The organism is Stenotrophomonas mori, from assembly GCF_023556335.1.
GTDB lineage: Bacteria > Pseudomonadota > Gammaproteobacteria > Xanthomonadales > Xanthomonadaceae > Stenotrophomonas > Stenotrophomonas mori.
This window is the reverse complement of record NZ_JAIKTS010000001.1, coordinates 414,786-433,985: the sequence shown is the minus strand read 5'-3', so window position 1 is coordinate 433,985 and position 19,200 is coordinate 414,786. Positions and strand designations below refer to the sequence as shown.

Genomic DNA, 19,200 nt, shown 5'->3' with positions numbered 1-19,200 from the left:
TGGAGCGCGCCCGGCGGCCGCCGGTTCAGCGGCCGATGTACTGCTTCAGCCAGGCATTGACGGTGTCGTGCCACTGCAGGCTGTTGTGCGGCTTGAGGACCCAATGGTTCTCGTCCGGGAAGTACAGCAGCTTCGACTCGATGCCCTTGCGCTGCAGCGCGGTGAAGGTGGCCAGGCCCTGCTCCACCGGGATGCGGAAGTCCTGCTGGCCCTGCACCACCAGCATCGGCTTGCGCCAGTCGGCGACGTGGTTGACCGGATTGAACTTCTCGTAGTTCTGCGGGACATCGTAGGGCGTTCCGCCCTGCTCCCACTCCATGAACCACAGCTCTTCGGTGGCGTAGCCCATGGCGCGCTGGTCGAACACGCCGTCGTGGTTGACCAGGCACTTCCACGGCTCGTTCCAGTTGCCGGCGATCCAGTTGACCATGAAGCCGCCGTAGCTGGCGCCCAGCGCGCAGGCCTTGTCGCCGTCGAGGAAGCCGTACTTCTGCTGGGCCGCGGCCCAGCCCTTCTGCAGGTCCTCCAGCGGGCGGTCGCCCCAGTGCTGGCTGATCGCGTCGGTGAAGGCCTGGCCGTAGCCGGTGGAGCCGTGGAAATCGATCATCACCACCGCATAGCCCTGGCCGGCATAGGTCTGCGGGTTCCAGCGGTAGCTCCAGCCGTTGCCGAAGCTGCCCTGCGGACCGCCGTGGATCAGGAACGCCACCGGGTACTTCTCGCCCTCGCGGTAGTCGTGCGGCTTGACCACGTAGCCATGCACGGTCTCGTTGTTCCACCCCTTGAAGGAGAACTGCTCGAAATCGCCGAAGTCCACCTCCGGCAGCATGTCGCCGGCACTCTGGGTGATCGCGCGCAACGGCGTACCGGCGGCGGTGGTGGCGGTGAAGAGCTGGTCGCCGCTCACCAGCGAGTTGCGGGTGAAGGCCAGGGTGTCACCGGCGATGTCGAAGGCCGAGATGCTGCCCTCGCCCACCAGCTTGTCCACCGTGCCGGCGGCGATATCGACCGCGAACAGCGGGTGCTCGCCCATGTCCTGGGCGGTGGTGTAGAGCGTGGCGCCGTCGGCGGAGAGCACGATGCCGTCGGCCGAGCGGTCCCACTGCGGGGCGATCTCGCGCGCCTGGCCGCTGGCCAGGTCCAGTGCCATCAGGGCGAAGCGGTCGGCCTCGAAGCCCGGGCGCTTCATCGCCCGGTAGTACAGGGTCTTGCCGTCGGCGCTGAACACCGGGCCGGCATCCCAGGCGGGATTGCCGGCGGTCAGGTTGACCGGCGCCTGCTTGCCGTCGGCATCGAGCCTGTACAGGTCGAAGTTGGTCGACCACGGCTCCTGGCGGCCCTGCACGCGGATGCTGGCCACCACCGAAGTGCCGTCCGGCGACCACACGAAGTCCTCGTTGCCGCCGAAGGGCTTGGACGGCGCATCGCCGGCCAGCGTGGCGCTGATCGCCGAAGCGCCCTTCACCGCCGCCGCTCCGGCCGCCGGCAGCGGCGCCACGAACAGGGTGTTGCGGCGGCCGTCGGCCCAGGCGTCCCAATGGCGCACGAACATGCTGTCGAACACGACGCCGCTGTTCTTCGCCTTCCCGCGCTCCGCCAGCCGTGTGGCGGTGCAGGCCAGGTCCGAACCGCAGTCCTGGAACACCCCGGTGCTGAACAGCACCCGGTCGCCCTGCGGCGAGATGCGGTAGCTGTCCACGTCCAGCGCGAAGTCGGTCAGCTGCCGCGGCGTGCCGCCGGCCAGCGGCATCACGTAGAGCTGCTGGCTGCCGCTCCTGCCGCTGAGGAAGTACACGCTGCCGCCATCGGCCGAGAGCGCGGCGGAGTGGACGTTCCAGCCGGCCGGGGTGAGCGGCCGCGGCGGTGCCATGTCGCGGGTGCGCAGGTCGCGGATCCACAGGCTGCTGGCAGCCTTGAGGTCGGCATCGACCACGCGCTTGGCGAACACCACCTGGGCGCCACCGGCGCTGAGCAGCGGTGCGGACACGCGGTCCAGCGCGACCATGTCGCGGACATCGAAACCGCGGGCGCTGGCCAGCGACGGCAGCACGGCGAGCAGGCACAGCGGCAACAGAGCGTGACGGCGCTTCATGGGATCCTCCCGGGGTGTGGCAAACCGTGGATGGTAGGCGTGGCGGCCGCGGTCATGCAAAGGCTTGAAGTCATGCCGCCGCCAACCGCCGGCAACGGCAAGGCCCCGCCTGCGCGGGGCCCTGCCGGAAAACCGTGGAACGGGTGGACTCAGCGCCCGGCCGGCGCGGCCTGCTCGCCCTTCCTGCCGACCCGGTACAGCAGCCAGCCGACCAGGAACAGCACCGCCAGGCCCACCCAGGCCGACAGCCCGGCCCAGGTCCCGGCGAAGCCGCCCAGCGGGATCGCCAGCACGTCGCCGCGGCCGCTGGCCACGATCGGGATGGCGATGGCGATGCCCATCAGCGCCTCGCCGGTGATCAGTCCGGCGGCGAACAGCACGCCCGGGCGGTGCACCCGGTCGCGGCCGTCGTCATCGTCGGCCCGCAGCTTGTGGAAGCGCTCGACCAGGTGCGCCAGCAGGCCGCCCAGGAAGATCGGCACCATCAGCTCCAGCGGCAGGTAGATGCCGATGGCCGCGGCCAGCACCGGCACCCGAAAACGCTTGCCGGTCTTCTTCAGCCATTCGTCGATGGCGATGATGAGCGCGCCGACGCCGGCCCCCAGGCCGATCATCGCCCACGGCAGCTCGCCGCCGAACAGGCCGCGCGCCACCGAGGCCATCAGGTTGGCCTGCGGCGCCGCCAGTGCATTGGGGTGTTCCGCGGTGGGCGCGCCGATGCCGTAGGCGTGCGCCAGCAGGTTCAGCACCGGGGCCATGATCAGCGCGCACGAGAACGCGCCGATGCCCAGCATCAGCTGCTGCTTCCACGGCGTGGCGCCGACCAGGTACCCGGCCTTGAGGTCCTGCAGGTTGTCGCCGCCCACGGCCGCCGCGCAGCACACCACCGCGCCGATCATGATCGCCGCCACCGGGCCCAGCGCCGAATCGCGGCCCATCAGCAGCACCAGCACCGCCGAGGCGAACAGGATGGTGGAGATGGTGATGCCCGACACCGGGTTGTTGGACGAACCGATCAGGCCGGCCAGGTAGGCCGATACCGACACGAACAGGAAGCCGGCCACGATCATGATGAGCGTCATCGGCACGCTCACGTGCCACTGCCCGACGATCGCCTGGTACAGGCCCAGCAACGGCAGGGTGAAGGCGACCAGCGCGATCAGCATCCACTTCATCGGCAGGTCGCGCTCGGTCTCGGCCAGCTGCGCGCTGCCGGTGCTCTTGCGGGCCGCGGCGAAACCGCTCTTGATGCCCTTGACCAGCGACTTGCGCAGCGAGAACAGCGTCCAGACGCCGCCGATCAGCATGGCGCCCACGCCCAGGTAGCGGATCTGCGCCCCCCAAATGGTGAAGGCGGCATCGGCCGCACCGGCATCGGCGATGGCGCCGGCCAGCGCCGCGTTGCCGTCGACGAAGAACGCCTGGTACAGCGGAATGGCGATGTGCCAGGAGAGGATCGAGCCAGAGACCACCACGATGCCGACGTTGAGGCCGACGATGTAGCCCACGCCCAGCAGCGCCGGCGACAGGTTGGTGCCGATGAAGGCGGTGATCCGCGAGCCGCCGACATAGGCCGACTGTGCCCAGGCATCGGGCAGCAGGCGCAGGCCCGAGGCCGCGGCCAGCTTGACCAGGCCGCCGATCATCGCCGACACGGCGAGGATCTTCATGCCCGGGCCCGGGTTCTCGCCGGCCTTGAGCACCTCGGCCGCGGCCTTGCCCTCCGGGAACGGCAGCGGGTCCTCGACGATCATCGAACGCCGCAGCGGCACCGAGAACAGCACGCCGAGCAGGCCGCCGAGACCGGCGATGCCCAGCACCCACCAGTACTTGAAGTCCGGCCAGTAGCCCATGATCACCAGCGCCGGGATGGTGAAGATCACCCCGGCGGCGATCGACGAACCGGCCGAGGCCCCGGTCTGGACGATGTTGTTCTCCAGGATGGTGCCGCCGCCGAGCAGCCGCAGCACGCCCATCGAGACGACGGCGGCGGGGATGGCGGTGGCGATGGTCAACCCGGCGAACAGCCCCAGGTAGGCATTGGCGGCGGCCAGGATCACCGCCAGCACGACGGCGAGCAGCACCGCACGGAGAGTAAGCTGCCGAGGCGCAGCGTTGTTCATGGGAAATCCCTGCTGGAGAAAGCGCTGCAACGCTAACGTCCGCTTAATGGCAAGTCCAGCGGTCCTGCAGCATCGCCCCCTGCTCCGGCAACCGGAAACGGCACCGGCGGCCCCTGCGCGCCTCCCGCTTCCCGGAGGTGGCGCCCGGAGGGGCGCCGCAATACCCCCAGGTGCCCGGGACGCCGGCATGCCGATGCCGGACGAACCGCGACTGGAATCCGCGCCGTCCGCGCTGGACCGCGGGGCACGTAGGGGGCGTGCCGTGCACCGTTCCGGCCGCTGCCGCGGGACACCCCACGGCAGCGTACCGTCGACCGTTTCGGACCGGTCAGAAATCGATGTCCAGGTTGATGTAGAACGCGCGTCCCTGGATGCCGTAGAGGTTCTGGTAGAACGGATACCAGGTCATGCTGCGGTCCTTCGGGCCGTACGAGTCGAACAGGTTGGTCACGTCCAGGCCCAGGCGCACACGCTCGGTGATCTGCTTGGACACGCTGGCGTTCCACTGCACGTACGACGGCAGGAAGGCGCTGGCCTGGTAGTTCACGCGGCCGCCGTTGCGGTAGCCGTACACGCTGGCGGCCCAGTCGTCGCGGTTCCAGCCAAGGGTCCAGTTGGTGCGCGAACGGAATGCCAGCGGCTGGTTGCCGCAGCTGTGGGTGGACGAATACGAGCAGCCCATGTAGTCCTGCCACGGGTCGCCGGCGGCGATCTGCACGTCGTAGCCCAGGGTGCGGCTGTAGCCGGCGTTCAGGGTGAAGTCGCCGAGCGTGCCGATGCTCCAGGCATAGCGCAGGCTGGCGTCCACACCCTTGGTGCGCACGCCGGCCTGGTTGATGGCGTCCAGGAAGTACTCGGTGACACCGCCGGCGGCATCACGCTTGACGTAGTCGAGGTAGATCGCGCAGGCGCCGGAGTTCGGGTCGACCGCGGTGCCGTCCACACGCCGGCCCAGCAGGCAGTTGGCGTTCTCGCTCATCAGCGTGGCGGTGTCCAGGTACTGGCTCTTGCCCTTGAGCTTGATCTCCCAGTAGTCGGCACTGAGCGACAGCTTGTCGGTCACGTCCCAGACGATGCCCAGGCCGTTGGAGGTGGCGGTCTCCTCGTGCAGGCGGCTGTTGTTGCCGCCCTCCACGTACCAGGCGGCCTCGTGGTGCTCGCTGGCGCACTTGGTCATGCCGGCGGTGGTGCCCAGGTCGATGCCGTCCACGCGGCACAGGTAGTAGTTGGTGATGTAGTCGTCGTAGTTGGTCACCGGCTCGCCGTACAGCCACATGATGTTCGGCGCCATGAAGCTGGTCTGGCGGCTGGCGCGCAGCAGCAGGTTGTCGAACGGACGCCATTCCAGGCTGGCCTGCCAGGTGGTCGCGTCGCCGACATCGGAAATGTCGTCGTACTTGTCCCAGCGGCCGGCGACGTTGGCCACCAGGCGCTGCAGCAGCGGGATGCGGAACTCGATGCCGGCGCCGTAGCGGTCACGCGGGCCGCCGCCGGCCACGCCGGTGTCGTTGAAGGTCCGGTCCGGGCCCTGGTAGGTGCTCAGGCTGCGGCGGTCCGGGCGCAGCTCGTACTTGGAGTGCGAGGCTTCGAACACCGAGGCCATCTCGACGTCGCCGGCCGGCAGGCTGAACAGCCGGCCGCTGAGCACGAACTGCGCCTGCGCGGTCTGCGACAGGTTGCGGTTGCGGACGGTGTCGACCATCGAAGCGTACTGCTCGGGGCTGACCGGGTTGAACAGCACCGACGGATCGACCTGGTACAGCGGCGCGCCATTGACGTCGCCGACCTTCTCGCCGAACAGGTAGCGGTGTACGCGGTCGGTGATCAGCTGCTTCCAGCTGCTCTTCATCTCGTCGCGCGACAGGCTCAGGCTGGCGTCCCAGTCGAAGCGGTCGCCGATCATGCCGCGCACGCCGAGGTTGGCGCTGAGCGTGTTCTCCTCCCAGATGCGCATCGGCGCACCGCCGATCTCGTTGGGGTCCAGTGCGCGCCAGTATTCGAACTTGCCGAGGGTGACGTCGTAGGCGTCGCCGGAGTTGTACAGGTACATGCTGGTGCGGTGCGCGGCCTCGCTCTTGGAGCGCTGCACCAGCAGCTGGCCGTAGGCTTCCACGGTGTCGCTGAAGCGGAAGCTGCCCGACACGTAGGCCGAGGTCTTGTTGTACTTGTTGGCCAGCGTGTCGCCGTCGTAGTAGTTGGCGTTGCCGCACGAACTGGGCAGCGCATCGCTGGACGAGCCGTACATCGGGAAGTAGTTGCTGCCCATGGTGCGGCAGGTGTGCGCCAGCGCCGCGGCGGCGGTGGCCGCGTCGACGTTGTCGGTGTGGATCAAGCGGCCGCTGCTGTCCAGCCAGTAGTTGCCGTTGTAGCTGCCGTCCATCAGCGCGCTGTCCAGGCCGAAGGTCGGACGGTCGCTGCCGGCATTGCCCGGCGCGTTCATGCCGGTTCGGATGATGTTGCCGCGCTGCCAGGAGAAGATCGGGTTGCGGTTCAGCTGCTCGAAGGCGTAGGTGATGTTGCCGCGGTCCCAGGTCTTGCCGCCGCTGAACTGGAACTGCCCGGTATCGCCGCCGCCATTGGTGGTGGTGCCGCCGCGGATCCGCAGGTGGTTCCCTTCCCAGTTGTCGCGGGTGACGATGTTGACCACGCCGGCGACGGCGTCGGAGCCGTAGATCGCCGAGGCGCCGCCATTGAGCACCTCGATGCGCTCCACCACCACGGCCGGGATGCTGCCGATGCTGACGCCGGTGGAGGCCGCGCCGGAGCTGGCCGCGTATTCGGTCATGCGCTTGCCGTTGAGCAGGATCAGCTGGTAGCCGACGCCCATGCCGCGCAGGTTGAGGAACGAGGCGTCCGGCTGCGTGGAGCTGGCGTTGAACTCGCCGCCGACGACGTCGCCGTTGAACTGGGTCAGCGTCTGCAGGGCCTCGGCCACGGTGCTGTAGCCCTGCTTCTTGATGTCCTCGCCGGTGATCATCACCACCGGCGACGGTCCTTCGACCTCGGACCGCTTGATGCGCGAACCGGTGACCTCGATCTTGTCCAGGGTCCGGGCCGGCTCGCTGCCGGCAGTGCCGTCCTGCGCCGCGTCCTGCGCATGCGCGGCGCCGGCGGCCAGGGCGGCGACCGGCAACGCCAGGGTCATGAGGATCGCCGCCCTCAGGCGGCAGCGCTGCGATGGATGGTGGCGAAAGGACATCATGGTACGTCTCCCCAGTGGCTCGATATGGATCGGCTGAATGGCGTTGCGGTGATGGTGGCCTGTAGCTGAGGGACGACCCTGTCCCTGTTCCCCGGCATGGCTGCGGCGATCGGCGGCGGCATGCGTGGCGCGCGCCGCGATGCGCGGACCTGGGGCGGCTCCGGCTGGACGGCGGCGGTTGCACCCGCCGCACTCTTCCGGAACCTGCCCTCGATCCTAGGGGCAGCGGCGCGTGTCCTGCATCGGGAGAAACCCCGATTCTTGAGCGGCGGGTGCGGCGCATCCGGGCGACGATCCGTGACATCGGAAACCGACTGGAAATACCGGGAAAAACCGCTTCCAAGCGTGCAGGGATGCGGTATCGTTCGGTGGCCCCGGACGCCCGCGCCGCCACGCCGCGCGGGGGCCGGACCGGCCCATACCCGCCCACCCGCGACGCGGTGCGGCACCCTTTCCGAAGACACCGGGGAAAAGATGAAGACCCACGCATCACGCATGGCCGTTCTGGCGCTGGCACTGTTCCCTCTGGGCGGTGCCCATGCCCAGCCACCCGCTGCCGACGCCAGCACCCGCTACGGCTGCAGCACAGCGTCCACCGTTCCGTCCGGCGACGCCGCGGCACGGCTGGAGGCGTTCTCCGCGGCCATGCGCGCGCAGGCGGTGCCGGGCGCGCAGCTGGCCTATGCCGGCCATGGCCGCCAGGCACTCTATTGCCACGGTGTGGCCAAGGCCGGCGCCGAACGCAGGGTCGATGACACCACCCTGTTCCAGGCCGCCTCGCTGTCCAAGGTGGTCGGTGCCTACATCGCCCTGCGCCTGGTCGACCAGGGGCTGCTCGACCTGGACACGCCGCTGTGGTCCTACTGGCCCTCCGAGCGCACCCGCGACAATCCCCAGGCCCGCACCATCACCGCGCGCATGGCGCTCAACCACACCAGCGGCCTGCCCAACTGGGAGATCTCCCCGTCCAACCCGGCGATCGACCAGACCCCGCTGCGGCCGCGCTTCACGCCCGGCACCCGCTTCGCCTATTCCGGCGAGGGCTTCTACCTGCTGCAGCGGACCATCGAGCACCTCACCGGCCGCGACTGGAACACGCTGGCCGCCGAAGAGGTGTTCTCGCGCATGGACATGCCCGACAGCAGCTTCGTCACCGATCCCGAGGTGGCCGGGCGCCATGCCTCCGGCCACGCCGGGGACGGCACGCCCGAGCCGGACCGGGTGTTCGGCTGGGGCAATACCGCCTGGACGCTGGTGACCACCGCCCACGACTACGGCAACTTCGTGCACAAGGCGCTGTACCGGGGCGAAGGCCTGCAGCCGGCGACGCGCGCGGCGATGTTCACGCCGTCCAGCGACGCCGCCGACCCGGCCGCGCCCAATGCCGCCGACCCGTTCATCGCCTGGGGCCTGGGCGTCGGCCTGCAGGACGTCGATGGCCGGCAGATGGTCTGGCACTGGGGCGACAACCCCGGCTTCAAGGCGCTGTTCATGCTCGACCCCGCCAGCGGCGAGAGCCTGGTGCTGCTGACCAACAGCGAGAACGGCCCGGCCACCTACAAGCAGGTGCTGGCCACGTTCATGGGCGAAGGCCGCTACCCGGCGGTGGACTGGTCCCTCACCCAGGACTGAGCCGGGCATGGAAAAGGCCGGTTGCGGACCATCCGCAACCGGCCTTGTAGGCCCCGCCCGATCCCGCCATTCACCCCCAGAGCGGGGGGTCCGGCATCGCCATCCGTCCACGCGTGTAGACGATGCCGTCCGGCCAGTCCTCGGCCTGCAGCCAGGGGCCGTCCAGGTCGCAGACCTCGCACAGCTGCGCCAGCACCATGCCCGGGGCCACCGATACCGACCCGCCCAGCATGCAGCCGACCATCAGCCGGAAGCCCGCCGCGCGCGCGGCCGCCGCCAGTTCCAGGCCCGCGGTCAGGCCGCCGGTCTTGTCCAGCTTGATGTTGACGAACTGGTAGCGCCCGACCAGCCCGGGCAGGTCCTCCAGGGTGGACAGCGCCTCGTCGGCGCAGACCGGGATGGCCCCTGCATAGGCGCCCAGGCCTTCGCTCTGGTCCACCGGCACCGGCTGCTCCAGCAGGTCCACCGCATAGGGCTCCAGCGCCGGCGCATAGGCCAGCAGCTCGTCCACACTCCACGCCTGGTTGGCATCGACGATCAGCCGCGCCCGCGGCGCACCGCGGCGCACCGCCGCCACCGCCGCCACCGGCGAACCGCGGCCGACCTTGACCTTCAGCCAGGGATAGTCGGCATGCGCGCGCGCCGCCGCCTCGTAGGCCTCGATGTCACGGATGCCGATGGTCACCGCGCTGTCCACCGGCCGCCACTGGCCGACACCGGCCAGGGTCCAGGCCGGCACACCGCTGCGGCGCGCCTCCAGGTCCCACAGCGCCGCGTCCAGCGCATGCCGCGCGCCACCGGCCGGCAACAACTGCAGCAGTTGCTGCCGGTCGCAGCCGCGTTCCAGCTCGGCGCGCACCTGTTCGATCTGCGCCAGCATGCTTTCCGGCGTCTCGCCGCGGTAGGCCACGCCGCCGGCTTCGCCGCGGCCGACCACACCGTCCTCGTGCAGCTCGACGATCACCACCTGCGCCTCGCTGCGTACGCCGCGGGCGATGGCGAAGGGCTCCTTCAACGTCCAGGCATGCGTCCGGGCATGCAACCTGCGTGCCATGCCCGATCAGCCCATGATCGAGGCAACCACCCGGTCCAGGGGGCTGCGCAGGGGATCGAAGGCCGGCACGCCCAGCTCGCGTTCGACGCGCTCGAGCGCCTCCTGCGCGGACGCTTCGTCCATCGCCGAGGTGTTCAGGCTCACGCCGACCAGGCGTGCCGCCGGGTTGGTGATCCGCGCCATCTGCAGGTACAGGTCGCGGGCGACCGGAAGGCTCGGCAGCGGATAGTCCGGCCAGCTCACCACGTGCGTGCGCAACGGGTCGTGGCACAGGACCAGGCCGTCGGCCTGCGAACCGTGCAGCAACCCGAGGGTGACCCCGGCATAGGCCGGATGGAACATCGACCCCTGCCCTTCCACCAGGTCCCAGTGGTCCGGATCGGCGTCCGGCGAGATGCATTCGGCCGCGCCGGCGATGAAATCGGCGATCACCGCATCCACCGCGATGCCGGCCCCGGCGATCATGATCCCGGTCTGCCCGGTGGCACGGAAATCAGCATCGATGCCCTGCCCGCGCATCGCCCGTGCCAGGGCCAGCGCCGCGTACTTCTTGCCCAGCGCACAGTCGGTACCGACCATCGCCACGCGCTTGCCGCTGCGGCGCTTGCCGGTCGCACGCGGCAGGTTGTCCGGCGGCCGCCGCACGTCCACCAGCCGTGCGCCCGACCGCGCCGCCGCCTGCGCCAGGCCCGGCACCGACTCCAGCGGCGTATGCAGCCCGCTGACGATGTCCAGCCCGGCCTCGACGGCGGCGATCAGCACCCGGCTCCAGTGTTCGGGAATGCGGCCGCCGACCGGCGTGACCCCGATCACCAGCGAACGCGCGCCCGCGGCGGCGGCCTCGGCCGGCGCCATCTCCGCCAGCCCCAGGTCGATCGTGCCGCCCGGCAGGCGCGTCTGCCCGATGCAGTTCTCCACGCTCCAGTCGTACAACCCGTAGGCGGTCTTGGCCTTGATCGGATTGGTCTCCTCGCCGAGGAACAGCAGGTAGGGCATGTTGAGCACGAGCCTGTCCAACGACGCGGTCATGCGCTTGCCTCCCATCCGGCCCGACGCGATTGATTCATGTATTGCATGGCGGCCTACCTTTGCCAGAGCACTGAGAATTGATCGGTTGTCATTCGATCACATCGCCCCTGCGGATGAATCGGGAAAAACCCGGATATTCCGGCCCCGTACGGCACCCGCCGGCGTGGAACAGCGTCGCCACTTGCCAGCGTGCGGCGACGCTGCTACATAGCCATGCACGCAGCCCGGCCAGCGCGGACGACCCCCGCCCGCACCCGTGCCGCGGTGATGTCCGCAGTTTCCGGGAGACGCCATGTTGATGCTTGATGCCACCAGTGCCGCCACAGTCGCGGACCCGCTGGCCGCCGAGCGTGCCGCCGTGGTGAAGGCCCTGGACATGGGCACGCTGTGGCAGGCCTGCACGGCGCTGATCAACAAGGCGCTGCCCTGCCATTCCTGCAGCCTGCTGTTCGACATCGACGGCTACCAGCCGCTGCAGGGACGCCACCACCTGGCCGAGGCCGGCGACGACCCTGCCCGGCTGGTCACCAGCCTCGAGGTGGCGGCCCCCTACCTGGACGCCAACCCGCAGATCCGCTCCTACACGTTCTCGCAGATCGCGCTGCAGGACGCCCACGCGCCGCAGCGCCTGAAGGCGCAGAACCCCAGCCCCGGCTGGCGTGAATTCATCCACCTGGCGTTCTGGCAGGACACGCGCCTGGAAGCGGTGCTGAGCATCCGCATCCTCACCGCGCACACCGACCTGTCCGACGCCGAGCTGGGGTTCCTGGCCGAGCTGCACCCGCTGCTCGATGCCAGCCTGCAGCGGGTGCGCATGCTCGAATCCGACCGCATGCGGCACAAGGCCGTCGAGGACCTGCTCTACGAACTGCCGCTGGCCGCGGTGCTCGTGGACCAGGACCTGGTGCCGTCGTACATGTCGCGCGAAGCCAAGCGGCTGTGCCGCCGCTGGAGTGCGGATGCCGAACGCCAGGCGCGCCTGCCGCGCGCCATCGAGGTGCCGCTGCGGCACTGGATGGAAAGCGCCGACGAGGCCGCCGCACCGGGGCAGCGCGCCAGCTTCGCCATCGCCCATCCGCAGCGCGCCGGCGAGGGCCTGCGCGTGGAGATCAGCTCGGCACCGGGCAACTCCTTCCGCCACGCGCAGCACCTGCTGATCCTGGCCCCGGAAGGCGAGCAGCAGCACCTGATCGACGTCACCTCGGCACGCGCCCTGCCGGCCCTGCAGTGCCTGTCGCCGAGCGAACGGAAGGTGGCCGGACTGGTGGCCTCGGGGCTGAGCAACGATGCGATCGCCGAGCGCCTGTGCCGCTCGCGCAAGACCATCGAATCGCAGATCAGCTCGATCTTCCGCAAATTGAACGTGGCCAACCGTACCCAGCTGGCACGCCTGCTGACCTGAGCGGGGACGCCCTGCGCACCGCCGCCGCGCGGCGGGCGGCCACACGGCGAGCGGCACCGCCAAGCCCGGCCACGCGCCCTCCCTGGCCGAGGTTCGCGGCGGCGGCCGCTGGCGGCAGGCCGCCGCCCCGGGAAGGAGGACGCGCCGGCGTCACGGTCCCTGCCCGCACCCGCGGCAGTCCACCGCAATGCCGCGCGGGGAGCTAGATCAGCACCCGCACGGCATTCCGGCGTCGGGCCGGCTCAGCGTGCCGGCGGTTCCTGCACCCGGGCGGCCCGTACCGCCTGCAGGACCGGCTCCAGCGGCAGCGCCGCCGCGGTCCCGCGGTGTCCACGCACCGTACCGGCGCGGAACAGCGAATTGACGATCGCCTCTTCGGTGGCTTCGGCCGCCGCCTGGAACAACGGCGACATGGCTTCGCCGGCGACACTGCGCGCCGGCTGCACCGCCGCGTCCGGATCGCGCAGGGTGTCCTTGGCGGTGGAGAACGCGATGACATAGTCGCCCGAGCCGTTGGACATCACCGACCCGGTGCGCGCCAGCCCCACCAGGGCGCGGCGCGCCAGCCGCTGCAGCTGCAGCGCATCCAGCGGCGCGTCGGTCGCCACCACCATCATGATGCTGCCGTCACCGGTGCTCGGCGGCGGCACCGCCTGGCTGCGCGCATGCTCGGCCGGGTCCGGCAGCACCTTCCACACCGGCACCCCGGCGATGGTCAGTTCGCCGCCGAAATTGCTCTGCACCAGCACCCCCACCGTATAGCCGCCCTCGTCCGCGGCCAGGTGCCGCGAACTGGTGCCGATGCCGCCCTTCCAGCCGAAGGCCACGGTCCCGGCGCCGGCGCCGACCGCCCCTTCCTCGACCTCGCCATAGGACGGCGTGGTCAGCGCCCGCTCCACCAGGGCCGGGGTCAGCGGACGTGCGCGGATGTCGCTGAGGTAACCGTCGTTGGTCTCGCCGACCACCGGGTTGAGCGAGCGCACCTGCTCCATGCCCGGCTGCCGCAGCAGCCAGTCCACGGCCGCGTCGGCCACCTTCCAGGTGCTCAACGTCCCGGTCAGCAGGATCGGCGTCTCCAGCTCACCGAGTTCCTGCACCTGGGTGATGCCGGCCAGCTTGCCGTAGCCGTTGCCGACCACGATCGCCGCCGGCACCCGTTGCCGGTACAGGTTGCCCGCGTGCGGCAGGATCGCCGTGACCCCGGTATGCAGCCGGGTGCCTTCGGACAGCGTGGCATGCCCCACGCCGACCCCGGCCACGTCGGTGATCGCATTGTGCGGCCCGGTCGGCAGCGTGCCGATCACGACGCCGGCCGCACGCGCGCGCGGACGCTGCTCCGCGGCGTGGGTGGACGCGGCCGCACCAACGGCGACCAGGGCAGACAACAGGATGGGCCAACGCTTCCTCATTCGACGATCTCCAGCCAGACACGGTGAACAGAGCGGACACGGTACCGCAGGCATCCGCCTGCCGGTCCGCATCGCCGCCTCGGCCTCCGAACGCAGGCCTCCCGGCAGGATGCTGACGCCTGCAGGCGCGCCGCGCATCGGGAGAAATCCCCATTTTCGGCCCGGAGGAGCCGCCCGGCCCGCGACCGCTCCGCGCCGGCGCGGAGAAGCGCGCCGCAGTGCCTCACCGCGCCCGTGCACCCGCGGCGGGCTGCAGACCACCTGCGCCTCGCGCCGGCGACGGGAGAACGGCGGCGGTGCCCCCTGTGCCCACCCTCCATGGCACAGGGAGCGCACCGCCGGCAAAGCCCCCGCCGGCATCCACGCAGGCACCCGGCCATCGAGGAGCCGAGGGCCGCGCCGCTCAGCCGCGTCCGCCCATCAGGGCAGCGATGGCGGCCACCGCGACAGCCGTCCCGTCCTCCTGCGCGAGCCGTCCGCCCAGCGCCCGCGCCCGGGCCCGCATGTCCGGCTGCCCGGCCCGGGCCAGTGCGGCGGCGAGCCGGGCACCGCTCACGTCCCGGCCCGGCCCGGCGGCGGCCGCGACCCCGAGCCGCTGCAGCCGGTCGGCCCAGAAGAACTGGTCGCCGGCGAACGGGAGCACCACCGACGGCACCCCCGCCCGGGCCGCCGAGTGCGTGGTGCCGGAGCCACCGTGGTGGACCACCGTCGAGACCCGCGGGAACAGCCAGCCGTGCGGGACCTCCGCGATCGTGTGGAAGTTGCCGGGGAGCCCCGCGCCCTCCATTCCACTCCATCCCGGAAAGAACAGCGCGCGCCGCGACCCGACCGCCTCGACCATCCGCTCGAGGAACGCATTCCGGGAAAAGCCCGCCATGCTGCCGAACCCGATGTAGAGCGGCGCCTCGCCCGCGGCAAGGAAGTCGACCAGATCCGGCGGCGGGCTCCAACCGGATTCCGGCACGTTCCACTGGCCGCAGATCCGCGCATTCGCGGGCCAGTCCGCAGGCGTCGGCAGGAGGCTCGGGGAGACGCCGTACAGCATCGGGTGCTCGGTCCAGACGCGCCAGCGCGGCGGCAGCCCGCACACGCGGACGCGCGCCTGGTTGACCGCCCGGCGGAAAGCCGTCCAGAGCAGGGCGTTGACGATCCGCTGGCTTGTCCGGTTCAACACGCGCGGCACCGCCCGCGGGGGCAGGAAGGGCGACGGGAACGCCGACGTCGGGGTGATCGGGATCAGCCCGGTGCCGATGGCGCGGATGCCGCGCCGCTCGGCCACCGACAGGCCCACGAACGCGGCCAGGCCGGAGACGATGAGCGCATCGCAGGCCGCGGTAGCCTCCAGCACCTGCTCCATCCACGCGGACGCCTGCGCATTGGCGATCTTCGCCAGCGCCCGCGCCGTATGGTTGAAGCCGCCCTTCTCGCGGACCGCCGCCGAAAGCGCCTGGCCGGGCATCAGTGCCGCGCGGATGTCGCCGGAAAGCGCCGCATGCGGGATCCCGAGCGCCCGTGCCGATGCCAGCGTGCCCCCGTCCGCCAGCAGCAGGGCCTCATGGCCGGCGGCGATCAAGGCATGGCACAGCGCCGCAAGCGGACGCGTATCGCCCTCGGTTCCATACGTCACGACAACGAACTTCATGGTCCGCGCACCTCGGCCTCGACCTGCTGCACGCACATTAGTGCACGACGTATACTCATGCAACACGTACACCATCCATCATGAGGACCAGAACGCGATGGAAGTCCCCCCGCCCCCGGGCCGCCGTGCCCGCAAGCGCCAGCAGACACGCGACACCCTGATCGCCACCGCAGCGGCGCTGTTCGACCTGCACGGGTACGACGCGGTGACCATGGAGCAGATCGCGGCCCATGCCGACGTCGCGAAGCGGACGCTCTACAACCACTTCCCCACCAAGGACGCGGTCCTGGCCGACTGGCTGGAAGCGCAGCTGGCGCGCGACCTCGCGGACCTGCAGCCACGGATCGCCGCCCGCCGCGGCTTCCGTGCCCGGATCGACACCCTCCTGGACGCCTCGGCCGCCTGGTGCGAACGGCACCCCGCACGGCTGAGGGCATACCTGCAGCACCGCATGATGAACGCCGGCGCCGCCGCCGGGCCCGGCAGCGGCGGCCCCATGGACGCCTGGCGCCTGTTGATCGCGCGGGGACAGGACACCGGCGAACTGGACCCCGCGCTCTGCGTGGAGCGGCTCGCGACCGCCTTCCACCACCTCTACTTCGGCGCCATGCTGCGCTGGCTCGACGGCCCGGAACCTTCCCTGCGCGACGAATTCCGGGCAATCACCGACCTGTTCCTCGACGGTGCCCGTGCGCCCGGCGAGGTGCGGAAACCCGCCCATTGATGCCAGGCCACCCTCACGCACCTGCACCCGGTGACCCGCTACAGCGGCCGCGTGCACTCTGAGCCCGGGCCCACACCGGCGCGCATCCCCTGGAAAACAAGGAACCCCGGCAGGCGCGCGGCTTGCCGGGGTTCCTGTACCTCTCCAGACGCCGCAGGGGCGTCAGAGCAGGGGCGTCAGAACGGTTGTATCTAGCGAGATTGTAAACATCTCATCTTGAACCTTGGAATTCAGAGCCCTTGGCCGATACAACGACTTGAGATGTAAACATCTGATCGCTGCTAGGCCACGTTGTTTACACCCATGCAGTTCCATCGGAGCGTGGGTGCCGGCAGCCACTCCACTCTTTCGCCAGAATCGGCCTCCAATGCCCCCATCGGCCGGGAGCAGACATGCTCCCGAATGATGGCCGGCTTCAAACCAAGGTGATTCAGAACTCCGTCTACACAAAAATCCGCACACACTCAGTGATCGAACGTTTCTCGGAACTTCAAGTCATCCACGGAGGGCACGGTTTGGTGTGCGCCTAGGACCAGCGTTCTGGATTTGAGGATGATCTCCTTAAAGAAGCGCTGACAATCCATCTCGCCGTTCACGAGCAGCCAATGCGCAGCCTCTGGAAAGATCGCTGGGTTGACCGGGTGCTTGGCATTGGGGTTGTGGAACACCTCCATTTCAGCCGTCCAAGGCTCGTAATCGTAAGGTGTCCACAACGCCCGGTATTCGTCGGTGTTGGCATCCATGCTGAAGGGCTTTCCCCGCAATGCGCCAGCCGTGAAATCTGCGAACTCCCCGATGCGAACGTATCGATAATCGCCCGTCGATCCGCCAAACGAGACTGCAACACGGCTCAGCTTCGACAGCGTTGCGGCTTGGCTGAAGATTACCGCGGACAAATCCTCTCCTTCCGGGACATTGAAGAGTCCCGCCGGAATCTCCTCGGCACCCAGCAACTCATCGGCGGCCTCCGATACGGCCACACGCTGGCCGTTCACCTCCACCTCTTGCGCAAAAAAACCGTAGAGGTAGCCGATCAGCGCGGTTCGACTCCAGACCATTGAACCGGGCGCCTGGAAGTCGGCGATGGCCAGAACAAACGGCTTGCCTGCGACGTGCGGCATCCGTGCGTAGCCATTGTCCATCTTGCTTTTGATGGTCTTGGCAAACCGAACTGCGGCGGTGCCCAGCATGCGCTCGCGTCGGTCTAGAGGCGGCGGTGCCTCCACCGCATTGGCGTGGTCGTAGGGGATGGACGGGTTGGCCGTGACGGCTTCTATCCAGGCTTCTCCGCCCTTGCGGTTGGTTACATGGAAATCCGGAGACGGACGGTCCTGCGTCACCAGCAGCCCTTGTTCTCTCAGGCTCGCGAACAGAATCGCTTCCCAGAGCCGGGTGTGGAAGTTGTCCGTCCGGCAATCACTGGCCCAGTTGTCGTCAGGGTTAGGCATGGCCAAATACAGCTGGTTAAGCATCCATGCCCCACGCTCCCTGAAGTGCTGCCCCAGCTCTTTGAAGATGTTGCTGGGGTCTTTCTTGGCGTTAGAAGGCGACAACGGGGGGCGTCGCTTGGCGCCGGGTGGCAATGCGACTTTCGGGAGTCCATCCACGCATGCCTCCTTGATGCTCGCCATGGCGTCGTCCTCTGAGAAGACATCGTCATCTCGCCGCAGAACGACCCACACGTCATCTTCTCGACGTCGCATCACCAGCACGCCGAATCTGCCGGAGGTGGTGTTCGCCGTCAGGGCACAGACGGTGATCCCATCCAAACTTTGCCAAGCGTTCTTCGGGGGATTCTCACCGAATCCCAGTCCTCGCGGCAAGGCGAGCGCGAAGACACTGAACATGCTGGAAGGAAGTTGATCCATCGCCATTCCTGTTGCTGTGTTGAGCTCTAGCTCTCAGCGCGATTTGGAAAATGAAGGGTGGACGCCCCTCGTCCTCAGTTCTCCGCCTCTATTGGGACGCGGTGATAGTTGACGTTCAAGCGCTTGATGAGCGCTTTTGTTTTCTTGCCGGGAGCGCACGGACAGACCAGGACAGCCTCACCGTTGGGCACCTGGCGCATCGCCAACTGTTCTGCCCGGAGGATGGCTCGGTATTTCACGCACTGATAGACCCCACGCATCAGCTCATCCTCCGAGCACTTGCTGGTCTTAACCTCTACCGCCAAACGTTGACGGCCGTTGGCGAACAACACGTCTAGGCGATCGCCGCTGCTCAGCACTGCCTCGTTCTTGCCGGGCTCAAACTCTCCGAAGTCTTCCAGCTCTTCGGGATGATCCCGCACCCATCGTTTCAGGGCTTGGTGCTCGGCGCTCTCAGGCGCCCCACCCTGCGGGACCTTGGGCAGAGGCAACACCTCGCCTTGGTCGGCCTGCAAGGCACCTGATTCCGGCTCAAGCCGAGCAACCCCAAGCGCTGCGGCGACCTGATCCCACTTGCCGTAGTGGTAGACCGCGTTCATGGCGGCATCGAGGTAGGCCTTACGGTCGGCCGCCATGCCCACCCCATTGTCCTCGAAGAAGTAGTGGGCGATCTCGTCCGCACCCGTGCTCGGGTAGCCGGTGCTCTTGCTGACCACAATGGTGTTGATCGGCGGAATCCGCTCCCCTCGCCATTCGGGGAGTCGGCCCAGTTGCTCGACGGCCAAGCCAACCGCCCCAACCGCTGGGCCGTAGACCGTTTTGCGGGCCTTGGGCTCGTGATCAAACTCCGCCTCCAACTGCTCGGCCAGTTCGCCGTAGGAGATGGGCCTCCCTTCCTTGGCCCGGCGGATCAGGATAGGAAGAATGTCAGCCACGACCTGAATTCGCCAAGGAGTGTTGGCGAGGGGAAGCTGGGTCCAGTTAAATGCCATGGATTCACTCCTTGGGATATCAGATGGATGG

The 19,200-nt window shown here is 69.0% G+C and carries 12 protein-coding genes; 3 read left to right on the top strand and 9 right to left on the bottom strand.

The window, feature by feature from the left end; all coding sequences use genetic code 11:
- Positions 1–25: 25 nt before the first annotated feature.
- The 3 genes from K5L01_RS01910 to K5L01_RS01900 form a co-directional block, all read right to left on the bottom strand.
- Positions 26–2,092, bottom strand: coding sequence for an alpha/beta hydrolase family protein (locus tag K5L01_RS01910; protein WP_250061432.1), 2,067 nt, complete (start codon positions 2,090–2,092; stop codon positions 26–28).
- Between the two features lie 149 nt (positions 2,093–2,241).
- Positions 2,242–4,215 carry an OPT family oligopeptide transporter gene (locus tag K5L01_RS01905; protein ID WP_250061430.1) on the bottom strand — a complete coding sequence of 658 codons (1,974 nt, stop codon included), beginning with the start codon at positions 4,213–4,215 and terminating at the stop codon, positions 2,242–2,244.
- 328 nt (positions 4,216–4,543) lie between these two features.
- Positions 4,544–7,414 carry a TonB-dependent receptor plug domain-containing protein gene (locus K5L01_RS01900; protein ID WP_250061428.1) on the bottom strand — a complete coding sequence of 957 codons (2,871 nt, stop codon included), beginning with the start codon at positions 7,412–7,414 and terminating at the stop codon, positions 4,544–4,546.
- Positions 7,415–7,912: 498 nt separating this feature from the next.
- Between K5L01_RS01900 and K5L01_RS01895 the strand changes: the two genes are divergently transcribed.
- Positions 7,913–9,049, top strand: coding sequence for a serine hydrolase domain-containing protein (locus K5L01_RS01895; RefSeq protein ID WP_250061427.1), 1,137 nt, complete (start codon positions 7,913–7,915; stop codon positions 9,047–9,049).
- Between the two features lie 70 nt (positions 9,050–9,119).
- Here K5L01_RS01895 and dgcA read toward each other — a convergent pair whose 3' ends face one another.
- Together dgcA and K5L01_RS01885 are read right to left on the bottom strand one after the other, a co-directional pair.
- Positions 9,120–10,103, bottom strand: a complete 984-nt coding sequence (gene dgcA / locus K5L01_RS01890; protein ID WP_250061426.1) for an N-acetyl-D-Glu racemase DgcA — start codon at positions 10,101–10,103, stop codon at positions 9,120–9,122.
- A 6-nt stretch (positions 10,104–10,109) separates the two neighbouring features.
- Entirely contained in the window at positions 10,110–11,132 is a 1,023-nt protein-coding gene (locus K5L01_RS01885) for an N-acetyltransferase DgcN family protein (RefSeq protein WP_250061425.1), read from the bottom strand.
- A gap of 292 nt (positions 11,133–11,424) precedes the next feature.
- On the opposite strand from K5L01_RS01885, the gene K5L01_RS01880 reads away from it, so the two are divergent.
- Entirely contained in the window at positions 11,425–12,534 is a 1,110-nt protein-coding gene (locus tag K5L01_RS01880; protein WP_250061424.1) for a helix-turn-helix transcriptional regulator, read from the top strand.
- Positions 12,535–12,776: 242 nt separating this feature from the next.
- On the opposite strand, the gene K5L01_RS01875 is transcribed toward K5L01_RS01880, so the two are convergent.
- Both K5L01_RS01875 and K5L01_RS01870 read right to left on the bottom strand, forming a co-directional pair.
- Complete coding sequence (locus tag K5L01_RS01875) at positions 12,777–13,943, bottom strand: DmpA family aminopeptidase (RefSeq protein WP_250061423.1); 1,167 nt, start codon at positions 13,941–13,943, stop codon at positions 12,777–12,779.
- A gap of 403 nt (positions 13,944–14,346) precedes the next feature.
- Positions 14,347–15,585, bottom strand: coding sequence for a glycosyltransferase (locus K5L01_RS01870; protein WP_250061422.1), 1,239 nt, complete (start codon positions 15,583–15,585; stop codon positions 14,347–14,349).
- Positions 15,586–15,682: 97 nt separating this feature from the next.
- Between K5L01_RS01870 and K5L01_RS01865 the strand changes: the two genes are divergently transcribed.
- Entirely contained in the window at positions 15,683–16,309 is a 627-nt protein-coding gene (locus tag K5L01_RS01865; protein WP_250061420.1) for a TetR/AcrR family transcriptional regulator, read from the top strand.
- A gap of 464 nt (positions 16,310–16,773) precedes the next feature.
- On the opposite strand, the gene K5L01_RS01860 is transcribed toward K5L01_RS01865, so the two are convergent.
- The gene (locus K5L01_RS01860; protein WP_250061418.1) at positions 16,774–18,177 is read right to left on the bottom strand and encodes a hypothetical protein; all 1,404 of its coding nucleotides are present in this window, start codon (positions 18,175–18,177) and stop codon (positions 16,774–16,776) included.
- Between the two features lie 74 nt (positions 18,178–18,251).
- Positions 18,252–19,169 (bottom strand): hypothetical protein, encoded by a 918-nt coding sequence (locus K5L01_RS01855; RefSeq protein WP_250061416.1) that lies wholly within the window; start codon positions 19,167–19,169, stop codon positions 18,252–18,254.
- Positions 19,170–19,200: the final 31 nt, after the last annotated feature.